Raw genomic sequence first — 2260 nt, 5'->3', positions numbered from 1 at the left:
AACATATCTAATATGAATTACAGAAACTTAGACAAGAATATTTTCCTTAAACTCAACCATAACCAAGCCTATGTAGCCGCCTGTTTCTCTTTCAAGTCTGATTTCGTGACAGGTGAATCCCATATACACCAAGATACTCTCGCTGACTATTGCCAGTGTTCACCAAGTAAGATACAAGACTATATTTCCGTTTTCAAAAAGGTTGGATTCATACGATCCTGTATGACACGTTATTTCAAGAATGAGGACGGATTACCCAGAAGGCAGAATGAGTATTTGCTCAATGTGCCAGATTCCAACTATTTCACGATTCGCAAGGAACTGTTGGAAAAGGATATTCCTGTAGGTGTAATAGGGTATGTCCTGTTACTTAAATGCTTATGCTTGAATAGTACAAATACCTGCTTTTATAACCTGTTGGAAATCTCCAATAAATTGAAAGTTGGCTATTCCACCCTGAAAGGCAAAAACGGGTTGCACCAGAAAGCCATTGATTACGGCTTGATAACGGACGATAAAGTGAGGTACGAGGGGAAATCCACGATCAGACATACCATTATGGATTCTAACATCTTACTTGGTGATGGTTTGGATATTCCAGACCTGAATGCGGAAGAACACGGTATCTATGTGGAACAATATGATATTATCCGTTCCTGCTGTCTGGATCATGATATATATCCTCCCAGATATGACGGACAGGTGATTCGAAAAATCATGAATCATTTTGTGGATGACAATTTGAAAAACGCCTTAAATAGACGGCTTGACAAGGTGAAAGAGGACCATATCTATAGCCTGAACTATATAGCCAAAATGCTGAACATTCAGATGGATTCACCAAGTAAAGAAGAATATACATTCGTTATGCCATGATAATATTATGGGTGCTTTCAGAAATGGAAGTGCCCATTTCTCTTTTATTTGGGTTGAGACTATCCAAGTAAGAAGAATAGGGCTATTTATGGATGCTTATCTTTTACTTGTTCCAGTTTCAGGGGATTTTTGGAAGATTTTACTTTTATATAGCCAGTCACAAAAAATCCCCTGAAAAAGAAAATACAAGCCATAGGTAATCCTTATCTCTTGATTTTCCTTTGGGCTGTAACCAAGTAAGAGAAATAGGAGTTTATTATCCGCTTCAATAAAAAGTTGGCAGTCTATCCTTTTACTTGGATGAAGCCTCTGGATATTTGAGAGACAGGGTTCGGATTGAGACCGAACCCCTAAATTTTGGGTATGGAAACTCACCTGTCACATGAGTCCTTTTGTGCGTGATTTATGCGGCTTGTTCTTTATTTAAGAGACCTTTGCCATTTAAATATTGGGTAAATAGCTCTGTATAGATTACGTTAATATGGTCAGATGTTACCATATTGATTATTCTTACGCTTTCGCTGCTTAATGACTTGATCGTGCTAATGGTTTCTGCGATTCCAATCATCTTTTCTTTACCCTGTGGTTTATAGTTGGCAAATCGGGTAATAGCGTCAATCAGATAGCGATTCTTGATAGTTTTCTCTGTGAAGTCCATATTTTGCAGAGTTTCGATTATCTCATCGCCAATCTCCAAGTCATATTCAATAAAATTCTCTTCCACTATACCTAATACGGCACTGTTCCATACTTTCGGTTTTATTGTCTTACCGAAATTGTAGTATTTGGTAACAACACTGATATTCGCTTTTAGCTCAACAGCCTTTTGGAACACTTTAGTATAAAACTCATGTTGTGTAGCCAAAGCTGCGTTACCAGCTTTCTCCAATCCGTTGAAACCACGGCTTAATACATTGTTCACTCCCCTGTATTGGGCAAACTCTTGCAAAGAATCAAACCGTTTAACTTGTACATTCTCTATGACTAATTGTTGCTCCTCTTTTACAATGGCATTCAAGTTATACTCATGATAAGTAGCCCATTGCCAATAACCGTTTGCGGAATCCACTGGAACATAGACATTGGGAGTTCCTTTTTTCACTATGTTTCCGTTCAGGTCTTTCAGCGTAATATCCGCATCATAGAACAAGTCGGCATCTGTTACATAAAGGGGGACTTTCTCAAACTTATCATTGGTTATCAACCCCTTGCCTAATTCAATATTTGTTTTGGCAACAGACATGCTGTAATCAGATGTAGCTATAATGATTTCACTTTGTCTTTTCGTAATTGTTACTTGTTCTTCCGTCTCATTTGTCAAGTCCCAGAATATCACCTGTGTAGTTGGAAGTTCCACCTTTTTAAGTGCTTCAAGATACCCTCT

1 protein-coding gene and 1 pseudogene are annotated in these 2260 nt (G+C 38.1%); one reads left to right on the top strand and one right to left on the bottom strand.

The window, feature by feature from the left end; all coding sequences use genetic code 11:
• Positions 1–876: pseudogene (locus D7V92_RS21755) on the top strand (hypothetical protein); the annotation flags it as partial.
• 403 nt (positions 877–1279) lie between these two features.
• Here the strand turns inward: D7V92_RS21755 and D7V92_RS21750 are convergent.
• Positions 1280–2260 (bottom strand): hypothetical protein (locus D7V92_RS21750; protein WP_121773783.1); only part of this gene is annotated, 981 nt, incomplete at its 5' end.

It is taken from the genome of Parabacteroides sp. CH2-D42-20, from assembly GCF_003670185.1.
Lineage (GTDB): Bacteria > Bacteroidota > Bacteroidia > Bacteroidales > Tannerellaceae > Parabacteroides > Parabacteroides distasonis.
The sequence above is the reverse complement of the archived record's forward strand: the minus strand, read 5'-3'. Positions and strand labels throughout refer to the sequence as shown.